The organism is Pseudomonas sp. Sample_14 (assembly GCF_004307515.1).
In the GTDB taxonomy this organism is placed as follows: domain Bacteria; phylum Pseudomonadota; class Gammaproteobacteria; order Pseudomonadales; family Pseudomonadaceae; genus Aquipseudomonas; species Aquipseudomonas atacamensis.
In genome coordinates, this window is the sequence record NZ_RCOC01000058.1 from 26,808 (window position 1) to 49,094 (window position 22,287).

Below are 22,287 nucleotides of genomic sequence, written 5' to 3' on the forward strand. Positions count from 1 at the left end.
TGTGCGCTCGAAACGACTCAACGCACCGTGGTCTTGCTCAATGCGCTGTCACCCTCTTGCATCAGTGACTTGAAGAAACCGATCAGCTCATCGGCGGGGTCTTCATGGCCGGTGTAATACGTGACGAGTTCCGCGACCGTGCGGGCGTCTTCAAACAGACTTAGAAACGAGCGTTGCGCACGGGTAAGTTCTTTAACCGGCGCCCCTGCCGCTGCAGCCTGACCCAATGTCAGCAGTCCGCTCAATACATCCTGCACATGCCCCAGCGCGGCGGAATAATCACCCCGTCGGTGCGACTGCGACGCGTCGTAGATGCTTTTCATCACCTGCACAGCCACCACCACAGTGCCTACGGGTGGCACCACCAGGCTGACGATGTTTGCGGCCTTCAACAGGTTTTCATAAACCAGGGCGGCAATTATTTCATTGAGACTGGTGGTCCGTTCGTCGATGTCACTCAATACACGGCGCACTCGCTCGTCGTGGAAAGTGAACAGATCGGGCAGTAACGAACGCTGCTGCGTGCGAATGACCGGTCGGGTATCAACCGTTGCGACCAGATTATCGAAGTAATCATTGATCACTTTCTGGTCAACCAGCAGTATCCGCTCGCTGTAGTAGGTCCTGAACGGGCCTTTGCGAAAACGAATCGAAGGAATGAAATCAGCGATCGGCCGGAAGCTGACTTGATCCGGCGCGTCAGGCGTATAGAGCAAGTCGAAGAAACCTGACGATAACTTCAGTCGAAAAATATAAACGCCGCCAACTGTACGGTCACCGGCAGCCGTCAGACCCAGCGTGCCGATGTTGAATTTATACAGCCCGATGTCGCCTTCGGAGACGCTATTGACGATTGATGGATAGCCGCCACCTTCTTTCAGATTGTCGATAATCCGTTGGACAGCAGAGAAAGATTCAGTGGTTAATCTGCCGTTGATATAGTCGGCAAATGCATTGCGGTACATCTCACAGCGGATTTTCCGGGCGTGTACAGCGCGTTTGAATGAGTAATCAGGATGCGCCTTGTTCTGATATTGCTCTTTCAGCATCGCGGTATATCTGTCGCCGGGTCGGAATGTTTTCGACAGCGAGGAAAGGTCGCGGATATCCAGTTTTTCAACGATGGGATGGCCGTTGACCAAATAGTATTTCGGGCTGAATTTCGTTTCGTAGGCTGGATGCGCCGCTTCAAAAGCGAGTCCTTCAAGCAAAACGTCGGTAACGCTCTTACGAAAGTCTTCGGTTTGCACAATGATCTGGTCGGGATTGACCGAAACGTAACTGCCACGCGAACGCAAAATGTCTTCGATCTGAGCTTTCACCGAGTCGTAAGTGAATTGCTCGAATGTCGGAAAACCATTGTCTCGCGCCTCAACCATGGACAGTGCCTTAAATTCGGTGCTCAGACGCGAATAGCGCTTGCGGCCCTCGAAGCCAAGCGCGCGATAACCGGCCGGTGCAATGGCTTTGTGCAGGGCAACTTCGGCTCGGTAGGCGACATTCGCGTAGTCCGCCAACGGTGCTTTGGCGTTCAGATAAAAATCGACCGGCCGGCTATCAATCGTGTAGCGATAGCTCAGTTGAGTGCCAGCGCTGCCAAGCAACTCACCCGCCTCTTGCAGGTAGTCTGGATGGATCATCAATGCGGCGTATTCACGATCCGCCGACAATGCCGACTCCAGCCAGCGGTTCGCGGCGTAGATATCGGGAAATTTCTGCAGTTCGAATTGTCCTCCAGCTGTTTTGACCAGCATCAGCGACGGCACGTATTCTTTGGCCGAAATCATCAGAACGTCTTTCAGCGCTGGCGCTTGCAGTCTGATTTTCAACCCCTGAATAGTCACCGCAGGATCATTGGCCATGGCCCGGGCGATGATATTGGCATCAGTGGAATCCAGTTTCCCGGAGTGACGAGCAACAAAAGCCGCGAACTCCATCTGACTGCAGAGATAGTTGCGATAAGCCTCCTGGTAAGCCAGCGAGGGCGAGTATGCAAGACTGCCGGTAAATTCCAGTCGCAGGTTACGATTTTCCAGCCACTGTTCAAGCGCTACTGCCGTCAGCCGACTTCCGGCAGGAGCGCCGATGATAGTCAGAGCCGCTTTAAAACCAGTGTCGTGCAGCCCGAAAACAATAAACTCCGTCAGCGTCCGGGTTTCTTCCTGTTCGATAGTACGCCCGGCAATTTGCAGACTGTACGAGCTATGGACACTTATCGATTCCGGATCCAGTTGTTCACCAAGTACCCTGTCCGCCCATTCGGCGAATGTGCGCACTACATAATCCTTGAATGAAAAACAGGCATCGAAGGTGTTTGAGTAGACAGCCTGGTATTGATCCCGCGACTCTTCAAGCTCGCTATAGCGCTGTTGCATATCGCTACCCGCGGCATGCAGCCATAGCGGCCAGTCGGTGCGTTTCAATGCAGCCCAAAGCAGATAGAAGCGGGTTTCGATGCCGTAACGCAGCACATGCAGGCCTTGATTGTCCTGCAGCATGGAAGTCAGCGGTTTTGCCAGTTGTTCCTGGCCGCCGATCAAGAGTGAAACACTTTCAAGCTGACCTTTGAGGTGTGCCTCGGCACAAAACGCATGAGGACTTTGCGCAGCTTTCAGATACCTGATCTGTTCTCCACCCAAGGACAGTCGCTGCTGAAGTTTGCTATGCAGATCGATATTTTTTTCAAAAAATTCAAAGCCGTTCTCCGGCGTATGCAGGAGATAAGAGGTTGACTCATTCACCAGCGGCATTTCTGCATCCGCACGCTCGGCGTTGTCCAGAACGAAACAAGGCTGAAGCGACACCAGGTAATCCCGTTCAGGTTGCAGCCTGACTTCAAACGCTGCGCGACCGCCATCTGCGTCGAGCAGATGAGCGAATCGCTCGCCCAACCAGGCGTCAAAATTGTTGGCCATGACCGACAGCGAAAGCTCTGCACTGGTGACCACGGCGCAGGCTTCGATGAAAGCCTGCTTATTAGACAACGGTGCCGTTTCCGGTCGCATGGACCTGACTGGCGCCGCCCAGAACTTTGCGATCTCGGTTTGCAATGTCTTTTGCAACCCGGTGGTCACCGCAGCAATCAGATCCTCGACAATAAGGACATTGAGAGCATTGACCTTGAACTGCTCATTCCGGGTGTCCGGCAGAGAATAAACCCCATCACCGCCCATTATGTAAGCGGGGCTGACATTATTATCAAGACAATGAACAGTCACTTCCCAAAAAGTGCCAGAAGGACGACTTCCATTATCGGGAAAAGCCGAGTCCGTATTGATGTAAACATTGTCAATATCGATTGTCTTGCCCAAACGCTTCAATTCACTGTCAAGCATGCTGCGAAGAATATCCAGCACGCTCGGCATGGCGTCGACGATCTTGAATAGATCTTCCTTTGCCTGGATTGCCTTTTCCCACTCTTCAGGCCAGGTAACTTGCTCACCCAAAGAACCACGCATCAGACTTTTATATAACTTGACCACATCTTTTCCTTACTTGACTATCCAGAGCTGCGAACACAGCCGCTGTAGATAGCTGCAAGGTAGTTTCTTTTCCAGGCAACTTGAAGGGCGAACAATTTACAAAACATGCCAACAAACACATGCAATCTTTTGTACTGCAAAACTTCATAATCTAAATCAGTATCCCCATCAACTTTGCTTTTGCCACCGCTTGAGTTCTGCGCTCCACACCCAACTTTCCGTTAATACGTCGCGCATGGGTTTTTACTGTATGCAATGAAATAAACAGTTGTTCGGCAACCTGCTGATTCGAAGCACCTTGAGCAATCAATGTCAGCACTTCGCGCTCGCGTCGACTGAGGCCCGGGGCATGATCAGCGTTATCGCTCAGCCAGACAGGAATCTGCTTGCCAGACGCCGTGCCGGCGCTGCCTCGGCGTAATTCCCACTCGCGCATGGCTTGCTGCAACCGGCAGCGCTCCGCCAGCATTGCGGCTCGCTGGAAAGCTTGCTGCGCCGCCACCGTGTCACCGTGCAATTCGGCCAACTGGGCGAAGGCCAGCATTAATTCCGTTTCCGCCGCCAACATGCCTTTGGCCTGAGCGCGTTTCAGCAATCGTTCAATGGTGGGCAGAGCGGTTTCGTCAGGGATCGATTGCGCATTCGCGCAGGCCAGCAGGTATTCGATGCGAATAATCAGTTCGAACGTCGCGGGTGGCGCCTGCAACGCAGAAGGTCCCCGGTAATGCCGTAACAGTCGGCTCAACGCTTCTTGCACAAGATGCGGTCGGCCCTGCTGCAACCAGAACTGGCTGCTGACCTGCAACACAACACCGCGATAGACCGTATCGGGAATCTGCCGCTGCTGCATGACCCTTTCGGCCTCGCGCAGGCGCTCGAAAGCGCAGGCATAATCGCCGCGATTGCCGGCCAGTTGCGCCTGCCCGAGGTAGCCGTACAAGACTCGTTTGTCTGCACTGCGCAGGCAATCTTCAAGACCCTGGCTGAACAACTGCGCAGCCTGCTCTTCAAGGCCCATGCACAGCGCCAGTCGTCCGCGTCGCAAGGCGATACGGCCGAGCAGCGGCGTGGGCACCATGCTGCGCTGACGCAGCAAGTGCTCGATCTCCACCAGCAGGCTTTCCGCACGCAAAGGCGCGCCTCGCTGCTCGAGCCATTGCGCATGATCAAGCTCAAGCAAGCCTTCGAACAGCAACGAGCCGTGAGCCCGCGCCAGGCACAGCGCCTCGCGGTTGAGGGCATGGGCCTGATCGAGCTCACCGCACAGCAACGCCTGCTGGGTCAGTCCCGACAGGCACATCACACGGGCCTGCCAGGCATCGTCAGCCAGTGCGGACAACGCCTCCTGAAAGCAGGCGCGTGCCGGCTCCATTTGCCCTTGCAGGTGAAACAGCCATCCCTGTTGCGCCTGCCAGCGGGCCAGCAGTTGCTGCTCCAGCTGCGCTGTCGGTTGTGGCATGAAGCGGCCGAGATGAGCCAGGCATTGCCCGGCCTGTTCGAACCGGCCGGCAAACAATAAGGCGCCCGTGACCAGCACGATCAGCTGGGGTGTCATCAGGGTCAGCTGCTGGCTTTGCTCCTCGTGCAAACGCAACAGCAGGACGACCGTCTGGTCTTCGAACAAGTCTTCGAAGCTGAAATGCTGCAACAGGCTGACGGCAGTTTCGTATTCCTCGGCCAACAACGCTTGTTCGAACGCCGCTCGCCAATCCTGCGTCGCGCTGAACCACTGACAGGCGCGCCGGTGCCAGGAACGCGCGCACGGCCAATGTGACTCCTGGATGATTCGCGACAGCGGGCGGAACACCTGGAGCCAGTCAGCGGACGCTTGCCAAGGCTCGATGAAGCAGCCCAGCACTTGCAGATCACGCAGCAACTGAGCGCCTTCGCCAGGGCCGAACAAATGCTCGCATAACGGCGCGTTGAACCGTGGCAGATGAGCCAGCACACGCCATGCCTCGTCCTGCTCCGGCGTCAGGTTGCTGAAGAGTTCGTGCTGCAGATAATCGAGCAGAGTGTCGACACGCTGCTGCGGCTGCAGGTTTTGCGACCAGTCGCACTTTTGCAGGAGCGCCATGCGCGCCCCCGCGCACCAGCCGCCGGTACGCTGGATGATACGGGCAGCGACACGCTCGGCCTGGTCTGGCGGCAAATGGTGCAACACCGATACCACTTCATCGTGAGTCAGCGCCAGGCTGGCGCTTTCGAATTCGTAGAGTTCGTCATCGAGCAACAGCCGCGGCCAGTTGCACTGCGGCCGGCGCCGAGTGCTGACCCACCAGGTGAGCGCCGGGCTGCTGACCGCCAGCAGGCGATCCAGCAGCGCATCCACAGCCGGATCCGGCAGACGACTGTAATCGTCGATGAACAGCGACGTCGGCCTCGACCAATGAGCCAGCTCCGCCATCAGTTGCGTATCGTCAAGGCCTTCGACCAGCCCGAGCGCCCGCGTCAGACGCTGGCAGAATTCTTCGCTGCTGAGCGCCGCGCCCGCCAGCGGCAGCCAGATGGCCTCGCACTCTGCACGCACCTGAAGAAGACATTCGGTGAGCAGTGCGGTTTTGCCACTGCCTGCGGGCGCGCACAACAGCTTCACCCGCGCGCTGGATGCCAGCAAAGGTGCGCTCAAACGGCTGCGAGGTTGATGATGCGAAGAAAGCCTGGGCAAAAATCCGGGTCGATCCAGGCACGGGGTCATGGCGGTCATCGGGTGAGCCTTCTTATCGTTGTGCGCTCACCCTAGCCCTCTCCCGCGCCCTTGTTGACGAGTATTCAGCACGCTGATTGATGGCCATAAAAAAGGCGACCGTGCGGTCGCCTTTTGCCCAGCGGTGCAGCAGACCCGTTACCGTACGCCCTCGGCGCGCAGAGCCGACGGGGTGTAATCGGCGGCCTTGGCTTCAAAGCCGAATTCGAAGCTGTGCTTTTCTTCGTTCTTCATGCCCAACGCAATGTAGCGGCCGGCAATGATGTCGTAGAGCGCTTCCAGCGTGTAAGCCTGGGCCTGATGATCGTAGTAGTACTGGGCGTGACCTTCCGCGACGCGCCACAGTTGCCCGCGACCGTCGTAGTGATCGGCCAGTGCCACTTGCCAGCTGTCCTCGTCGATGTACATGTGGCGCTTGGCGTAGATGTGCCGCTCGTTCGGTTTCACCGTGCCGATCACTTCCCAGACGCGGTGCAGTTCGTAACGGGTCAGGTCCTGATTGATGTGCCCGGCCTTGACGATGTCGTCGTACTTGAGCTTCGGCGAGTCGAGTTTGTAGCTGTTGTAGGGAATGTACATTTCCTTCTTGCCGACCAGTTTCCAGTCATAGCGATCCGGCGCGCCGGAGAACATGTCGAAGTTGTCCGAAGTCCTCAGGCCATCGGCCGCTGTACCCGGGCCGTCATAGGCCACTTGCGGTGCGCGCCGGACCCGGCGTTGACCGGCGTTGTAGATCCACGCCAGACGCGGTTCCTTCACCTGATCGAGGGTTTCGTGCACCAGCAGCACGTTACCGGCCAACCGCGCCGGGGCGGTCACCGATTGCTTGAAGAAGGTCAGCACGTTGGCGGCTTTTTCCGGGTCGATGTCTTTCATCAGTTGCGGCACGGCGATCTCTTCTTCGAAGCGGATCGGCGTGTAGCTGCCGTTGGTCTGCGGCGTGACCTGGGTAATGATCCGCCGCAGATTGCCACCGTGATAACGGGTGATGTGGTTCCACAGCACCTCGACGCCGTTCTTCGGAATCGGAAAGGCGTAGTAGCGATTGCCGGTGAAATTGGCCAGGCCGTTGCCGTCGTTGATCGCGTTGACGTTGAGCGCGCTGCGCTTGGCCGACTCGTAGATTTCCGCTGGCGCCCCCACGGTGCGGTGGGTCGGGTAGACCGGGATCTTGTAGGTTTCCGGGTAACGTTTGAACATCGCCACCTGGCCATCGGAGAGCTTGCTTTTGTACTACTCGACGTTCGCGGCGGTGATGGTGAACAGCGGTTTTTCGTTGGCAAACGGGTCGGCGAGGAAGCCCTTGCTGTCAACTGCGCCGGCGTTTTTCGGGATGCCGCCGGTCCAGGCCGGGATCGAACCGTCCGCATTGCCGGCCTTCTCGGCGCCGAGCGGGGTCAGGCTGGTGCCGAGTTTGTTCGCCTCATCCGGCGACACCGCCGCCATCACGTTGGCCGCCAGCAGACTCAAGGCCAGCACGCCACATTGCAGAATCGTTTTGCGCATTGCAGTCATCCTTCTCGGGCAGATCAGAAGTTCACGCCGAAGCTCAGGGCCACGAAGTCACGGTCTTCGAGGACGTTGTAGTCGCCACCGAAAAAGTCGGTGTAACTCAGGCTTGCGGTGTAGGTGTTGCGGTAGTCGGCATCGACGCCGAAGCTGATGGCTTTCGCACCTTCGTTGAACAGACCGTTGGGGCCGTAACCGGCGACGTCATGGGACCATGACAGGTTGGGCTTGAGGTTGATCCCGCCGATGACGTTGGCGTAATCGAGAATCGCCCGGGCGCGATAGCCCCACGAAGTCGAGGTGACGAAGCCGTCGGTATCGCCGCCGAATCCGTACTGACCGTAGACCGAATCACGGCCGTAACGCAGCTCACTGCGGGACTCCAGACCACCGACATGCACCACCGCCGCTTCGCCGACCACAGTCAAACGTTCGGCGCCGAGCACCTGATCGAAGAAGTGCGTGAGGGTGCTCTGGATTTGCGTGACTTCCTTGCGCCGGTAGCCTTTGTTGTCGGCACCCGGCGAAGTAGCGAGTGGCGATGCGGTGCCGCCGGCAATCGGGTTGACCAGCGCCAGGGTCAGGTCGTTGGTGTTGACCTGCACCGGCGCGTTCGGCCGGTAGCTGACCTCGCCGGTCCACGCGGTGCCGGTGGGCAGAGTGGTGGAGAAACTCGCGCCGTACAGGCGAATGTCTTCCGGGTATTCGAGGTAGTACTGACCGCGCCCGAGCATCACGCTTTGCGCCAGCCCCGCACCGCTGCCAGGCGCAAGGCCGTTGGCAATGCCGACCATGCCTGGCAATGCCGCCAGTGTCGACAGCCCCGCCGTGGTGGTGCCGACCGTCGGCGTACGGCTGTGGTAATTCATGAAGTAGAGGCCGTACTCGGTGTCTTCGCCGAGCCAGCGCAGCGCCGTGCCCCATTGCCCGGAATCGCGCGCATCGCGATCACCGCCACGGGGGATCACCACGCCCTCGCGGGTGACCTGAATGCCTTGGCCGAACGCGGTGGTCAGCGGCACCAGTGGCGCCACAGCCGGACTGCCGACGGTGTAGCCGTTGTTGCAACCGTCCGCCGCCACGTCGACGCCAAAGAAGGTGCCGCAGTTGTCGAGAACGGTCTGGTCCCACTCCAGTTGGTAGAAGCCTTCGACCGAGAGTTTGTCGGTCAGGCTCTGCGAACCAAACAGCATGTTCACCGGAATCAGGCCTTCCTTGATCTCGGCACCGGGACGCCGGAATGCCGAGACGTCGACCGGGTTGATGCTGTTGATCGAGTTGCCGATGAAGGTACTTTCGCCCCAGCTCACCACCTGCTTGCCGGCCCGCACAGTGCCGGGCAAATCAGCGATGGCGTAGTTGTGATAGACGAAAGCATCGAGGACCTGCGCGCCGGAAGACTTGGCGCCTTCCTTGCGGCCGCTGTCGCTGATCTGTTTGAACTCGCGGTCTTCGTCCTTGAGTTCGAAGTCGTACCAGTATTTGCCCCGCACGAACACGCCGGTATCGCCGTACTTCAGTTCGAGGTCGTGGATACCCTTGAAGATTTTCGAGAAGGTTTCGCCCTTCTTGAAATTCAGCCGCCCGTCATCACCGGTGGACGATTGTCCGCTGCCGCCATTGACCGTGCCGACCAGCGAACTGTCGGCATCGCGCAGGCCCCAGCTCGCGCCGACCGAGAGTGACGAGTCGAAGGTGCCTTCGATTTCGCCGATGTTGAAGGCGACCGCGTGCGCCTGGGCGCCGCAACCCAGAGCCACCGCAGCGGCCAGCGCCTGCGGTGTGAAGATGGCGCGCATTGTTGTTTTTGTCATGCGTCTTCCCCGGTGAGTGACAGAAGGCCCCACCCTACTGCCGGTCGCTGCGGTCGATAAGCGCACCAAGGAGGTATTTGCGTTGTCGCTCGAAAGGATGAATGGCCTTGCGCGGCGGGGCCTTGAGAGGTTCATGGGTTGGCTGGATGGCGCATCATCAGCGCCATTCATGGGCACCTCACTGTTGCGCGCCCCGTAACAGTGCATGTCTGGAATCGGTATTTTTCCTACACACTCAAGCCCGTATTCTGATCGCGCTTTCCCCGCCCAGGTCGGAAAGCGCGAAGCCCGCTACGCTGAATCGCGAGCGACTGGCTACAGATTCTGGATAAATCGATGTTTTCGGTTTACCGCCCCGCTGTTCACTGACGTTGATTTGTAGCTCCTTGATCCAACGTCTTACCTTGGCCGCTGCGTTTGCAGCGGCCTTTTTTATGGGCGTTTAAAAAGGCTGGATAGCGGTTCGGCAAAGCTTCCGATCAGCGCGTCAGACATTTCTTCGAAGCTCGGACGAATTCCCTCTGCATCGATGAAAACCAGCGAAAACCCTTTCGACACAAGGCCCTGTTACTGACGGGCTTCTCGGATTTGATAACCGTCACTCTGATGTAACTTGAAACACCTCAACCATTCGCTGGTGACACGGATGTCATCGCCATCCGTGCGCACTTTTCGAGCGAGTGCAAACGCACATTCAAAAGGACATGAATATGCCAAAGCCTCCACCGTTGGAACTGGATCCAGTACATATCAGGGAGCTCGGCCCTGATGGCTTCGAACCATTCAAAGAACGCGACATGAATTACTCCTACAGCGGCATGTTCGGCCCTGCCGGCGCCAATCCGCAGACGCGTGAATTGATGCATGAAACGCAAGTCGCCGTGGAACAGGAATTCAACGCAAGAACCGCCTCGATTCCCCAAACCATTGAGGTCGAACTGGCGGCGACCAGGCTGGAAGGACCGACCAATCCTCTGCCACCTGCCGCAGCACTGGCCCGCGAAGTGGGCGTCAGGAACACCTTGATTCAACGCAAGAGCGCCGAGTTTCAACGGCAGACTGCCATCGCCAACCGCTTTTATGGCAGCGATCCACTGGGAAAAACCTTCAAGGATTACCTGAATCAGGCATCGGCCAATCGGCGCGCGCAGGGCGCAGCGGTCCGCAGCAGAGCGTTGTGGAGCGAGTCCTTTCGGGCCGCCCACGAAGCGCGGCTGCTGGGCCAGACATTGGCGCTGCTCAACCAGCAACAGGCTGGCGTACTCAATTGGCTGGCCACCGTACAAGCCCAGGAACAGGCCCAGGCGGCAGCGGCAGAGGCGCAACGCCAAGCTGCAGAACGTGCCCGCATTGCCGCTGAGCAACAGCGCCAGCGTGACATTGCCGAAGCGATGCGCCGGGAGCAGGTAGCGCAAACAGATGCCGAGCAAAAGCGCCAAATGGCAGTCGCCGAGGCCAAGCGACAACGAATCCGTGCGCGCATTCAACAGGCGGCAAGGACAGAAGCAAGGCGTCTGGAGTCAGAACAAGCAAGGCTTGCGGCGCGAGCTGCGCAACGACAGCAGGCAGCGGAGCGCGCTCAGTTGGAAGCACTGGCAGAGGCTCAGCGCCAGAGAGAGAACCTCCAGGCTGAACGCGAAAAGCAATCGCGCGATCAGCGGGTGGAAACACCCGAAACTCAGCGTGAATTTCCCGCATCCGGCGCGCAGGCAACGACTGGTCCGGCTTTTTCATGTGCGTCAGTCGCTGCTGTACTGAGTCCGGAAAAATCCTCGTCAATTCTCGCAGCGCTGCGTACCGCCCTGCATACACTCGAAGCGGGCGGCCCCGCGCTGTTGAGCAGTCCGGCATTGGTCGGATTTGCGGCGCTGCTCATGCCATCACGCTTGGGCAACGGCGAGCGGTTTGTGGTGAGCGTTCCACTTGCTGAATTATCGTCGGAGCCCGCGGGAGCATTGCGTGAAATTGCCGATCAACGGGGCATATTTGAGATGCATATCGGCTTGGGTGCCCGGCAAATCGATGCCGGTGTACAAATCTTTGCTGCGACCAACGATGACTTTCATATTCGCTCAAGCATCCCTGTCCTGAATGCGGCGTATGACTCGCTCAATGATGTTTATGAAGTCGCGTTACCGGATTCTCCCACTGACTTCCTGACATGGACGCCCGCCATTTCACCGCAAGACAGCTCGACTGAATTGCCCATCTTTGGGAAAAGACCATCCGCGTACTCGGGGGCTCCGATTCTTCCGCTTGAAGGGCGACTGGACCTGAACCCGATCCTCGTCGAAGGCTGGGAGAGATTCATTATCGTATTCCCTGATGACTCCGGGATTGCACCGCTGTATGTGGTGTTCAGCAATCCCTATGAAGGAGCTTCAGTCAGAGGCAAATACAGCGGCCGCTACTTCAATCCAGAGGCGGCGGGAGGAGCGATTCTCGATCTGGATTGGCGTACGGCGGTTATTACAAAGTCAGGTATAGACTTGGTAAAACTGCACATCGGTCGGCTCGATCAATCAGACGCCAACGACATCATGATTCAGCGGCTGGAAAAGATCTTAAGCGGCCACTGGGAGCTTACTGATACGGACTTACGTTATTACACCCATGAGATTCGTGAACTGGAAAGATTTCGAGCAATGGGACTTAGCGATGACTTCAAGCCCGAAAACGGATCTCCCGCCTGGAATAATGCCCATACCGCCACGCTGGAGGACTTCAAGCTCGGAAGCGAGGATCATGTCTTTTATTCACCTGACGCGCTGCGGGCGGGAAACAAGCAAATGCAACGCATATATGAACAATTGCTTAAAGGAACAGGCCAATGATTCCTATCGAAGAAATTCTCAAGCACGAACCAATTGCTGATGTATTGACGGCTTTCGGCATCGGCATGGCATACCCATCCTTGGATAGAATGATTGGGCGATATAAATTCGAGCTTATCGCGAGCGGCGAGCTATTAACGACATATGCACAACTTTTCAAAGAAGGCGTGCTGGCAAATGGTGATGGTCCAATTCCAATCAAGGGACCAAATTGGAAGGCGCCGAAGTTTATTACTGAACGTAGATACTCATGAATTCACGAGGCCACCAAGCCTGAGCCTGGTGGCCTCTTCACTCAAATCGAATACTTCTGCAAATTCGCCATCATTTCCTTCAATGCTTCAATATTGTCCTTCGGATGCGCCGCGCCTTCGAAATCACAAATCTGCTGCCAGTGCGCCGCCACATCCTCTGGCGAGAACCCTTCGCGCGGATCGAAGCCGGCACCGAGGCTGCGTTCCCAGCGCACCTTGCCCATCCAGCCGCCGCCGACTTCGAACAGGCCGGACGTTTCCTGGCATTGCTCGCTGGCCAGATACACCACCAGCGGGCTGACCAGTTCCGGCTTCAATTGCTCGAATACTTGCGGCGGGATCAGGCCCTCGGTCATGCGCGTGCCGCCGGTCGGGGCGATGGCGTTGACCAGAATGTTGTTCTTGCGCCCTTCGATCGCCAGCGTTCGGGTCAACCCGTAAAGCCCGAGTTTGGCCATGCCGTAGTTGGACTGACCGAAATTACCGTAAATGCCAGAAGTCGACGCAGTGAAAATCACGCGACCGTAGTTTTGCTCGCGCAGATGCGGCCAGGCAGCACGGGTGACTTTGTAGGCGCCTTCAACGTGGACGCGATAGACCAGATCCCAGTCGGCGTCGTCCATCTTGTGAAACGACTTGTCGCGCAGGATCCCGGCATTGTTCACCACGACGTCGACGCGGCCGAAGGCATCGAGGGCGTTCTGTACCAGTTTGTCGCCGTCAGTCACCGAGTCGTGGTTGGCTTCGGCAATACCGCCGGCCTCGCGGATTTCCGCCACTACGCGGTCGGCAGCCGAAGCATTGGCGCCCTCGCCCTGCGTCGAGCCACCGAGATCGTTGACCAGCACTTTGGCGCCGTGCCTGGCGAACAGCAGCGCATGGGCACGCCCGAGGCCGCCACCGGCGCCGGTGACAATCACGACTTTATCTTCGAAACGCACAGGTTCATTCATCGCGGCAACTCCAGCAGGCCAAGGGATATTGCCCCGAGTGTCAGGCACGGCGCTTTGGGTCACAACGAACACGGCTGCGGCTGAATGGTGCGCGATAAGGCTGAGGGATGATCGAGTGTCAGGACGCCGAGAGCCCGTGCTCTCGGCGAGAATCAGGAGTAAGCCACTTTGCGCGGAGGCAATACCAGACGATCGCGAAACGCCAGATAGTGCTTGAGCACCAGCGCCGGCACCTCGGTTTGCGGATAGTGGCCGATGCCGGGTAAGAGCACGGTGTCTGCATCAGGGATCAGTTCGCGATATCGCTCGACCATGTGCACGCCGGAGATCGGGTCAAATGCGCCATCGATCACCCGCAAGGGAATGTCACCCTGCTGCATGGCCGTCACCCAGCGCTCACGTTGCACCCGGCGCTCGGGGATGTAAGTGATCAATTTATGCAGGATGCGCGGGCCATGGTTGCTTTCGACCAGGCTCCAGTAATCATCCAGTTCGCTTTCAGTGGGCTGGGTCTGCGCGCCGAAGATCTGCCGGAAACCTTTGACCAGCGCCTCACGACTGAAGGCGCGGCCGAGCAGCCAGCCAATCGGGCTGAGCAGCAGTTTCTGCATCAGCAGCGGACGATGGGTTTCCGGAAACAGACCGCCATTAAGGAATACGCAACTGGCAACTTCGATGCGTTTTTCGTAATGCCGCGCGAGCAGTTCCTGAGCGACGCTGTCGCCGTAGTCGTGAGCGAGGATGTGCACCGCTTGTTCAACCTGCAGATGCGCGAGCAGTGCCTGTTGCAGATCGGCCTGTTCCAGCAGGCTATAGGTGTGATTGCGCGGTTTTGCCGAATCGCCGAAACCGAGCATGTCGCAGGCGATCACCTGATAACGCTGCGCCAGTGGCTGCCACAGGTAATGCCAATCCCAACTGGCAGTGGGGAAACCGTGAATCAACAGCAACGGTTCACCCTGCCCGACTGTCCAGTAGCGGATCGACTGGCCATGAAAAACGAATGTCCGGCTGCGCTTGCGCCAGACACTCAGAGGAATCTCGGCGAGCGGCATTAGAATTTATACCCCGGATCCTGCAGGTCGAGTTTGCGCAGCAGCGCCGGCCACGCCAGCGCGCCGCCCATGCCTTGAGCGCTTTTGGTGACGCCGGCAATCATTGCCTTGGCGCCGGCGAGAATCTGCGGTTCGATAGCGATCAGTTCGGCCCCTCCCGTCTGCGCCATGACCTGAATGTCGCAGGCTCGCTGGAAGGTGAACATCATCAGAAAAGTGTCGGCGATCGTGCCGCCGCAGGTGAGCAGACCGTGGTTGTGCAGCATGAGGAAACTGTTGTCGCCGAGGTCGGCTTGCAGGCGCGCCTTTTCTTCATGATTCAGGGCCACGCCCTCGTAGGCGTGATAGGCCAGGCTCGACAACACAAACAGTGACTGTTGACTGATCGGCAGCACCCCCTGCCTTTGCGCCGACACCGCAACGCCTGACGCAGTGTGCGTATGCAGCACGCAAACCACATCGTGGCGCACTTCGTGGACGGCGCTGTGAATGGTGTAACCGGCGGGGTTGATCTCGTACGGGCTGTCCATGAGTTTGTTGCCGGCCTGATCGACTTTCACCAGGCTCGAAGCGGTGATCTCATGAAACATCAGGCCAAACGGATTGATCAGGAAATCTTCGGTGCCGGGCACCTTGGCCGAGATATGCGTGAAGATCAGATCGTCCCAGCCGTGCAGCGCGACCAGACGGTAACAGGCGGCAAGATCGACGCGGGTCTGCCACTCGGCAGCGCTGACCTGATCTTTGACGTTCGGCGACGATTGGACGGGGGCTACGCTCACTGTATGCACCTCTGCGTTCTTCTTGTTCTGCTCGTGTCAGCAGTCTAGTCAGGCGCAGGGCATCGCGTAGTTGCATTGGCAGCCAGCTTGATGACTGAACGAGTCAGCCGGGCAAACAGCCTGGATCCGTTGCAATGCAACAACGCTTAGAAGGTGCAGCGATTATTGCCCGCGATCAGCCCTTGAGCGCTTCAATCAACTGCGCCAGCCACGGCTCGGCATCGGTTTCCGGCGTGACGCTTTCGCTGGCGTCGATGCGCAGCATTTCCTGAACCTCGTTTACCCCCAGTTCGGCAAACAGTTCGCGCATCTGCTCGCCACCGCCGCAGAAGGTGTCGCCGTAGCTGGCATCACCGAGGGCGATCACCGCGCCGGGCAGGCCGCGCAACGAAGCAGGCAACTGATCGCGCAGGGTCGAATACAACGGTTGCAGGTTGTCCGGCAGCTCGCCCATGCCAGTGGTCGAAGTCACAGCGAGAAGGGCCTCGGGACCGAACGCCTGAATATCGGCCAACGCGGCGCGCGAGTTGTAGAAGGTTTCAAAGCCGGCGGCTTTCAGCAGGTTCTGGGCGTGGCGGGCGACTTCTTCGGCGGTGCCGTAGACCGAACCGGAGAGGATGGCGACTTTCATCAATCTGATCCTGAAACTGAAAAAAAGAGCCGCGATAGTAACAGCCCCACGCCGCGAAGTTGCGATTGGCTCTCAATGCAAGCTGCTGGCCTATAGACAGTCCGCGGCTTTCTTCTAGAATGCCTGCCACTGACATAACGGAAGGGATTCTCGGATGATCAACGCCAGCCTGCTGCAAATGGTGATTAATGCGTCGAATGACGGAATCGTGGTCGCTGAAAAGGAAGGCGAGCAGGACAACATCCTTATTTACGTCAACCCTGCCTTCGAGCGCATGACCGGTTATAGCAGTGAGGAGATCCTCTACCAGGACTGTCGTTTTTTGCAGGCTGGAGACCGTGATCAACCAAGTCTGCAGCTGATTCGCGAGACATTGCGTGAAGGCGGTTCCTGCCGGGAGATCCTGCGCAACTATCGCAAGGATGGCACGCCGTTCTGGAACGAATTGTCATTGTCGACGATAAAAAATGCCGATGACGGGCAGACTTATTTCATCGGCGTGCAAAAAGATGTAACGCTTCAGGTCAAGGCGCAGCAGCGGGTTGTGCAGCTGGAAGCACAAGTGGCGGCGCTGCAAAGCGAGCTAGCGGCGTTGAAAGCGACGAACGGCGCAAACAAAACCGCGAACTGATGGTCATTAACTACAATCACCAATGACTTTGTAACTATTCACTTCGAGTTAGCCATGCAGCGCGACGCCCTCCTCACCCAGGACGAGCTGGATTTCATCCAGACCATGCAGCACAACCCGCAACTTAACGTGCGGGATGCAACGTCGAGTCTGCTGGTTAATGGTGGCTCGCAGATCCGTGACCTGCTGACACGTCTGGCTGCTCACGAGCAGGTGACGATCCAGGCCAACTTCGAAAATCAACAGATGACTTTCCCGCTGCATCTGGTGGAAGACGAGTTCCACGCGCTGCATCTGCGTCTCGGTGTGCCGAGCATCTACGAAGACGGCCCGATGGTGCGCCCATGGCGCCTGGTACTGGAAGAGCCGGTGGCGCTGGAAAACGCCAAAGGCCAGCCCGGCACGCTGTGGGTACACGAGGTATCGCACAAAGGTGTGTTGCTGGAAGTGCGCAACAAGACCAAACCACCGAAACATTTCGCCCTGTGGTTCAGCCCTTCCGGTTATGAGCGCATTTCGTTGCGCGGCCATTTCGAGCGTGAGACCGAGCAAGGTTTCTTCGCCTACGAACTGAGCCAGACCGATGCCGACGAAACCGAGCGCTTGCGCCAGTTCATCCTGCAACAGCATCGCCTGACCCACCCCGCCCTTCACGCCTGAGTTTCAGGTATCCAGTTTGCCTGCCATGAATTGCTTCATGCGTTGACGCATTGTCGCGCCCTCATTTCCCAGGCATGCCACCGATGAACCGGCCAGGCTGTCTTCGGCCAGTTCCGAGGCATCGCCGGCCAACATTAATTGGCAATCCAGACTCAGTGCCAGACGATTCAGGCGCCGGGGCAGCTCCGGACCGGGGGCATGGTTTGAAAACAGCACAAGCGCGTCAGGCTTGACCTTTTCGCAGACCAGCGTCAATTCATCGAAAGGCTGGCCCGTGGTCAGCACCCGCACGCCAGAATCGTTGCCACTGAGAAACAGCGCCGCGACCAGCAACTCAAGCTCTCTGCATTGCCCCGCAAGCGCACTGACGACCACCCGGCGCGGTTGAGCCCCCCGCAGCATGACGATGCGCTGCAGCACGCGCGCCCTGAGGAATCCGTCGAGAAACAACCATTCGCTGGTTTGCCCGAAAGCGTCCTGGCGCTGCAGCAATTGCCGCCACAACGGCATGATGATGGCTTCGAACACCACTGGCAGCGTGTACGACGAGAAAATCTGTCCGTAGACGCGATCCAGCTGCTGATCGTCGAACTCACTGACCGCCTGCTGAACCTGCTCCTGCCATTGCTTGTAATCGGCCTGCACATGATCATCGGGGATAAAGTTTGCCAGCACCTTCAGAGGCTCTGTTTTCGCCAGGATCTTGCCGACTTTGCTCACGGCCACGCCGCGATCAATCCAGTCGACGATGCTGCGAACACGCTCGATATCGTTCATGGAATACAAACGATGCCCGCTTTCGGTGCGGGTCGGCTGGATCAATCCGTAGCGACGCTCCCAGGCCCGCAGGGTCACCGGATTGACGCCGGTGAGGCGCGCCACTTCGCGGATGGGGAACAGCTCTTCGCGTTCGAGCGTGCCGGGTGCTGTTGAGGCCGGGCGAGTATCCGTGATTACAGGCATCTGGCGGTCAACTTCCATGTCGGTTTATTGGATCCCATTTTAAACATGATGGACTGGAAACCTTCAAGTAGTGATCTGCGACGAATATGGCTGGTTTAATCGACAAAATCAGGAATAATCCTTGCTTGTTGTAAAGCGCAGGCCTCTACCCCGGCCTGCGTCAGGCGAAGCTCCTACCCGGAACGACGCGCTCGAAATACGGAGATACAAAATGTCTACTTCCCCCGTTACGTTGATGGTAGCGCGTCGCGTCGCTGATGGCCGCTATCACGATCTCATTGCATGGTTGCGCGAAGGCGAACAACTGGCCACCGACTTCCCCGGCTACCTGGGTTCCGGCGTCCTTGCGCCACCGCCCGGTGACAACGAATTCCAGATCATCTTTCGCTTTGTCGATGAGCAGACCCTGCATGCTTGGGAATACTCGGCGTCGCGTACCGCCTGGCTGAACCGCGGCAGCGATTTGTTCGAACATCCCAAGGAGCACCGGGTCAGCGGCATTGAAGGCTGGTTTGGTGCTGCCGGGCAACGCCCACCGCGCTGGAAACAGGCCGTGGCGATCTGGCTCGCGTTTTTCCCGGTGTCGCTGATTTTCAACTTTATCCTCGGCCCGCTGCTGGCTGAGTTGAGCCTGTTGCCGCGGATATTGATCGGCACGGCGTGCCTGACGCCGCTGATGGTGTATTTCTTCATCCCGTTGTCGACGCGCCTGCTGGCGAACTGGTTGAACAGCACGCCGACCCGGCCACTGGCGGCCACACCGTCGGCGCAAAATCGCTGATCTGCTGCGGGCGGCGAGCCTGTTATAGTTTTCGCTTCAACCGCGATGCGAGCCGCCCATGCCAGATTCCGCAGCCCCGATCCTCATCACCGGCGCCGGCCAGCGTGTCGGCTTGCACTGCGCGCAGCGCTTGATCGAGGACGGCCACCCGCTGATTTTCACTTACCGCACCGAGCGACCGGGCGTGCAGGCACTTCGCGATCTTGGCGCGACAGCGCTGTTCGCGGACTTTTCCAGCGAGGCCGGGATTCTTGCCTTCATCGACGCGCTGAAAGCCCACACCGACAGCTTGCGCGCCGTCGTGCACAACGCCTCCGAATGGCTGGCGGAAACCCAGGGCAGCGAAGCACAAGCCTTCAATCGCATGTTCAACATTCACATGCTCGCGCCTTACCTGATCAACCTGCACTGCGCCGAGTTGCTGCAGCGCTCGACGCCTGCCGACATCATCCACATCAGCGACGATGTCACCCGCAAAGGCAGCAGCAAGCACATCGGTTATTGCGCCAGCAAGGCCGGGCTCGACAGTCTGACCCTGTCGTTTGCCGCGCGCTTTGCGCCGGCCATCAAGGTCAACGGCATCGCCCCGGCGCTGTTATTGTTCAACCCAGACGATGACGCGGCGTACCGCGCCAAGGCGTTGGCCAAGTCCGCGTTGGGTATCGAGCCCGGCAGCGAGGTGATCTATCAGAGCCTGCGCTATCTGCTCGACAATCCCTATGTCACCGGCACGACCCTCACCGTCAACGGTGGACGGCACGTCAAATAGGCCGTCCCGCTTCGGCCGCGAGTCGAGTAAGATCCACCAGAACGCCTGCAATAGACTGGACGGAGCAAATCAATGCCACAACTTCAACCGGGGATGGCGCGCATCCGGGTCAAGGATCTGCGCCTGCGCACCTTTATCGGCATCAACGAGGACGAAATCCTCAACAAGCAGGATGTGCTGATCAACCTGACCATTCTGTACGCGGCGCAGGAGGCGGTGCGTGACAACGACATCGACCACGCGCTGAATTACCGCACCATCACCAAAGCGATCATCGCCCACGTCGAAGGTAACCGCTTCGCCCTGCTCGAACGCCTGACCCAGGAATTGCTCGACCTGGTGATGACCAATGCATCGGTGCTGTACGCCGAAGTCGAAGTCGACAAACCGCACGCCCTGCGCTTCGCCGAGTCGGTATCGATTACGCTCGCGGCGAGTCGCTAGCTTCAAGCCTCAAGCCGCAAGCTGTAAACTTTGCTCACAGACACCCATCTTGCAGCTTGAAGCTTGCCGCTCAAAGCTGTCTCGAAGAGACCCCCATGACTGATCAACAACGCCTGGAACTCGAAGCCGCCGCCTTTCGCCGACTGGTCGCCCACCTCGACAGCCGCAAGGACGTGCAGAACATCGACCTGATGAACCTTGCCGGGTTCTGCCGCAACTGCCTGTCGAAGTGGTACAAGGCCGAAGCCGATCAACGCCAGATCGAGGTCAGCCTCGATGACGCCCGCGAAGTGGTGTATGGCATGCCCTACGCCGAGTGGAAAGCCCAATACCAGCAAGAAGCCAGCGCCGAACAACAAGCGGCGTTTGCCAAAGGAAAACCCAATGACTGATCTGAACACCCTGCGCGCCAGCCTCAAGAGTGGCGAGCATGCTTTCGCCGACACCCTGGCGTTCATCGCCGCCGGTTACGACTACCAGCCGCAAGCATTCAACAACGGCGGCGTGGAAAACGCTGCCGGCCAGAATGAAGGCTCCTGCAAGACCCTGGGTCTGGCACTGCTGGAAGGTCTGAGCGATGAAGAAGCGCTGCTGGCGTTCGGCGAGCATTACCGTTCGGTACTGGCGACGCCTGAGGGCAGCGATCACGGCAATATTCGCGCGTTGATCAAGCACGGCCTGGCTGGGGTGAAATTCACCGCACAACCCCTGACCCGCCGCTAACAACTGGATTCGGATCGTTCCCACGCTCCGCGTGGGAATGCCTCATTGGACGCTCTGCGTCCGCTTTGGGACGCAGAGCGTCTCGGGCTGCATTCCCACGCAGAGCGTGGGAACGATCGAATTGCGTTGGAGCAGGAAGAGCGTGTACAAAAAAACCGGCCAATCTCTGGCCGGTTTTTTTGTGCCCTGCGGTCTTAGAACGTGGCGTTCTGCAGGCCGTCCAGGTAGCGTTCGGTGTCCAGTGCCGCCATGCAACCGGCGCCGGCCGAGGTGATGGCCTGACGGTAAACGTGGTCAGCCACGTCACCGGCAGCGAAGATGCCTTCGACGCTGGTGGCCGTCGCATTGCCTTCGCGGCCGCCCTGCACAACCAGGTAACCGTCTTTCAGGGTCAACTGGCCTTCGAACAGCGAAGTGTTCGGGGTGTGGCCGATGGCGATGAACACGCCGTCGACTTTGATTTCGTCGAAGCTGCCATCGTTATTGCGCAGACGCGCACCGGTGACGCCCATGTTGTCGCCGAGGACTTCGTCCAGGTTGGCGTTCAACTTGAGGATGATCTTGCCTTCAGCCACACGGGCGTTGAGCTTGTCGATCAGGATCTTCTCGGCGCGGAAGGTTTCGCGACGGTGAATCAGAGTCACGGTGCTGGCGATGTTGGCCAGGTACAGCGCTTCTTCGACAGCGGTGTTGCCGCCGCCAACCACGGCGACCGGCTTGTTGCGGTAGAAGAAACCGTCGCAGGTCGCGCAGGCCGACACGCCTTTGCCCATGAACGCTTCTTCCGACGGCAGACCCAGGTAGCGGGCGCTGGCACCGGTGGCGATGATCAGTGCATCGCAGGTATAGACGGCGCTGTCGCCGGTCAGGGTGTATGGCTTGGCAGCGAAGTCCACGGCGTTGATGTGATCGAAAACGATCTCGGTCTCGAAACGCTCCGCGTGCTCGCGCATGCGCTCCATCAGCACCGGGCCGGTCAGACCATGAACATCACCCGGCCAGTTGTCGACTTCGGTGGTGGTAGTCAGTTGACCGCCGGCCTGCATGCCGGTGATCAGCAGTGGCTTGAGGTTGGCGCGGGCCGCGTAGACCGCAGCGCTGTAGCCGGCGGGGCCGGAACCGAGAATGATCACTCGCGAATGACGGACTTCAGACATGAATCTGCTCCTGTTGGCCGGCCATGAAAAATCTGGCGCGGACGCCGGACGGCCGGCGGAATAAAAAAGGACCGTGGACACCTTGGGGAAGGCTTGAACTCGACAGTCCTGTAAAAAGTTGGGTGCAGCGTATCGAGG

Annotated in this window: 18 protein-coding genes and 1 pseudogene; 9 read left to right on the top strand and 10 right to left on the bottom strand. The window is 58.5% G+C overall.

What is annotated here, in order from left to right; genetic code table 11:
* Positions 1 to 17 precede the first annotated feature (17 nt).
* The 4 genes and pseudogenes from D8U61_RS12970 to D8U61_RS12985 all read right to left on the bottom strand — a co-directional run bounded on the left by D8U61_RS12970 (position 18) and on the right by D8U61_RS12985 (position 9,512).
* A complete protein-coding gene (locus D8U61_RS12970; RefSeq protein WP_130927064.1) occupies positions 18 to 3,482 on the bottom strand; it encodes a DUF6543 domain-containing protein in 3,465 nt (1,154 codons plus the stop codon).
* 151 nt (positions 3,483 to 3,633) lie between these two features.
* Positions 3,634 to 6,189, bottom strand: a complete 2,556-nt coding sequence (locus tag D8U61_RS12975) for a LuxR C-terminal-related transcriptional regulator (RefSeq protein ID WP_130927065.1) — start codon at positions 6,187 to 6,189, stop codon at positions 3,634 to 3,636.
* A gap of 138 nt (positions 6,190 to 6,327) precedes the next feature.
* A pseudogene (locus D8U61_RS12980) lies at positions 6,328 to 7,695 on the bottom strand (DUF1329 domain-containing protein).
* Between the two features lie 23 nt (positions 7,696 to 7,718).
* Positions 7,719 to 9,512, bottom strand: a complete 1,794-nt coding sequence (locus D8U61_RS12985; protein ID WP_130927066.1) for a DUF1302 domain-containing protein — start codon at positions 9,510 to 9,512, stop codon at positions 7,719 to 7,721.
* Between the two features lie 797 nt (positions 9,513 to 10,309).
* On the opposite strand from D8U61_RS12985, the gene D8U61_RS12990 reads away from it, so the two are divergent.
* On the top strand, positions 10,310 to 12,346 hold the full coding sequence (locus tag D8U61_RS12990; RefSeq protein ID WP_241663620.1) for an S-type pyocin domain-containing protein: 2,037 nt from the start codon (positions 10,310 to 10,312) through the stop codon (positions 12,344 to 12,346).
* Positions 12,343 to 12,600 carry an immunity protein gene (locus tag D8U61_RS12995; RefSeq protein WP_122508245.1) on the top strand — a complete coding sequence of 86 codons (258 nt, stop codon included), beginning with the start codon at positions 12,343 to 12,345 and terminating at the stop codon, positions 12,598 to 12,600. Before D8U61_RS12990 ends, D8U61_RS12995 begins: the two co-directional genes overlap by 4 nt.
* Positions 12,601 to 12,641: 41 nt before the next feature.
* On the opposite strand, the gene D8U61_RS13000 is transcribed toward D8U61_RS12995, so the two are convergent.
* The 4 genes from D8U61_RS13000 to D8U61_RS13015 all read right to left on the bottom strand — a co-directional run bounded on the left by D8U61_RS13000 (position 12,642) and on the right by D8U61_RS13015 (position 16,021).
* Positions 12,642 to 13,553 (bottom strand): SDR family oxidoreductase, encoded by a 912-nt coding sequence (locus D8U61_RS13000; protein ID WP_024011644.1) that lies wholly within the window; start codon positions 13,551 to 13,553, stop codon positions 12,642 to 12,644.
* 152 nt (positions 13,554 to 13,705) lie between these two features.
* A complete protein-coding gene (locus tag D8U61_RS13005) occupies positions 13,706 to 14,608 on the bottom strand; it encodes an alpha/beta hydrolase (RefSeq protein ID WP_130887179.1) in 903 nt (300 codons plus the stop codon).
* Positions 14,608 to 15,390, bottom strand: coding sequence for a class II aldolase/adducin family protein (locus D8U61_RS13010; protein ID WP_024011642.1), 783 nt, complete (start codon positions 15,388 to 15,390; stop codon positions 14,608 to 14,610). The genes D8U61_RS13005 and D8U61_RS13010 overlap by 1 nt, the downstream gene beginning before the upstream one ends.
* A gap of 175 nt (positions 15,391 to 15,565) precedes the next feature.
* Positions 15,566 to 16,021 (bottom strand): flavodoxin, encoded by a 456-nt coding sequence (locus tag D8U61_RS13015; RefSeq protein WP_110646375.1) that lies wholly within the window; start codon positions 16,019 to 16,021, stop codon positions 15,566 to 15,568.
* 154 nt (positions 16,022 to 16,175) lie between these two features.
* Between D8U61_RS13015 and D8U61_RS13020 the strand changes: the two genes are divergently transcribed.
* Positions 16,176 to 16,652, top strand: coding sequence for a PAS domain-containing protein (locus tag D8U61_RS13020; protein WP_125927124.1), 477 nt, complete (start codon positions 16,176 to 16,178; stop codon positions 16,650 to 16,652).
* Positions 16,653 to 16,706: 54 nt separating this feature from the next.
* Positions 16,707 to 17,312: a hypothetical protein gene (locus D8U61_RS13025; protein ID WP_024011639.1), complete on the top strand. Its 606-nt coding sequence runs from the start codon at positions 16,707 to 16,709 to the stop codon at positions 17,310 to 17,312.
* Positions 17,313 to 17,315: 3 nt separating this feature from the next.
* Here D8U61_RS13025 and D8U61_RS13030 read toward each other — a convergent pair whose 3' ends face one another.
* Positions 17,316 to 18,275: a MerR family transcriptional regulator gene (locus tag D8U61_RS13030; protein WP_038861127.1), complete on the bottom strand. Its 960-nt coding sequence runs from the start codon at positions 18,273 to 18,275 to the stop codon at positions 17,316 to 17,318.
* 211 nt (positions 18,276 to 18,486) lie between these two features.
* Here D8U61_RS13030 and D8U61_RS13035 point away from each other — a divergent pair, with 211 nt between their 5' ends.
* The 5 genes from D8U61_RS13035 to D8U61_RS13055 all read left to right on the top strand — a co-directional run bounded on the left by D8U61_RS13035 (position 18,487) and on the right by D8U61_RS13055 (position 20,992).
* A complete protein-coding gene (locus tag D8U61_RS13035; RefSeq protein ID WP_073473745.1) occupies positions 18,487 to 19,056 on the top strand; it encodes an antibiotic biosynthesis monooxygenase in 570 nt (189 codons plus the stop codon).
* A gap of 58 nt (positions 19,057 to 19,114) precedes the next feature.
* A complete protein-coding gene (folM, locus tag D8U61_RS13040; RefSeq protein WP_110600284.1) occupies positions 19,115 to 19,825 on the top strand; it encodes a dihydromonapterin reductase in 711 nt (236 codons plus the stop codon).
* A 72-nt stretch (positions 19,826 to 19,897) separates the two neighbouring features.
* On the top strand, positions 19,898 to 20,269 hold the full coding sequence (gene folX, locus D8U61_RS13045) for a dihydroneopterin triphosphate 2'-epimerase (RefSeq protein WP_016771653.1): 372 nt from the start codon (positions 19,898 to 19,900) through the stop codon (positions 20,267 to 20,269).
* 95 nt (positions 20,270 to 20,364) lie between these two features.
* Positions 20,365 to 20,661 (top strand): DUF1244 domain-containing protein, encoded by a 297-nt coding sequence (locus tag D8U61_RS13050; protein ID WP_056782977.1) that lies wholly within the window; start codon positions 20,365 to 20,367, stop codon positions 20,659 to 20,661.
* Positions 20,654 to 20,992, top strand: a complete 339-nt coding sequence (locus D8U61_RS13055; protein WP_110600288.1) for a HopJ type III effector protein — start codon at positions 20,654 to 20,656, stop codon at positions 20,990 to 20,992. Before D8U61_RS13050 ends, D8U61_RS13055 begins: the two co-directional genes overlap by 8 nt.
* A 194-nt stretch (positions 20,993 to 21,186) precedes the next feature.
* Here D8U61_RS13055 and trxB read toward each other — a convergent pair whose 3' ends face one another.
* Entirely contained in the window at positions 21,187 to 22,149 is a 963-nt protein-coding gene (gene trxB / locus D8U61_RS13060) for a thioredoxin-disulfide reductase (protein ID WP_016771656.1), read from the bottom strand.
* Positions 22,150 to 22,287 lie beyond the last annotated feature (138 nt).